The organism is Acinetobacter sp. (genome assembly GCF_036666595.1).
Classification (GTDB): Bacteria; Pseudomonadota; Gammaproteobacteria; order Pseudomonadales; family Moraxellaceae; genus Acinetobacter.
Map to the genome: position 1 here is coordinate 1 of NZ_JAVWVO010000146.1, position 533 is coordinate 533.

Genomic DNA, 533 nt, shown 5'->3' on the forward strand with positions numbered 1-533 from the left:
GATCCTAGCATTATCTCCTGAAAAGAAAAAGCGTATAAAACCTAAAGTAAACATTGAGTTATTTTTATTCTTCGTTATGAAAAGTTAAAAAAATGATTCTAGGGCCAGAGCTGACTTGGAATTTAATGGCGTTAAAGTACCTGCTGGTCATGTCCATGCAACATTAATGGCCGCTTTTGAATTTGCATATGCTCAAGTGATATCAACTGAAGATTATGTTAGTTAAAGATTAAGATTTTCTAAAATTAACATAATACGCCTTATACGAAATAAAAATGGGAGCCTTAAGCTCCCATTTTTTAAGTAATTTTTTCAAATAAGGCTTGGGTGAGCATCTAAAATTCGAATCAATGTAGCTGCTGGTCCAGTTGGATAGCGTCGTCCCTGTTCCCAATTTTGCAGGGTACGGGGGCTAATATGTAGACGTGCAGCAAATTCATTTTGGCTCAAGCCAGTTTTTTCACGTACTTCTTTAATATCAGGCAATTCGAGTTCTGTAACTCGGCTTGCTTTAACTTCTTTACGTTTGATAG

At 36.0% G+C, this 533-nt stretch carries 1 protein-coding gene; it reads right to left on the bottom strand.

What is annotated here, in order from left to right; all coding sequences use genetic code 11:
* Positions 1-312: 312 nt before the first annotated feature.
* Positions 313-531, bottom strand: coding sequence for a helix-turn-helix domain-containing protein (locus RR876_RS17280; RefSeq protein WP_088774088.1), 219 nt, complete (start codon positions 529-531; stop codon positions 313-315).
* Positions 532-533 lie beyond the last annotated feature (2 nt).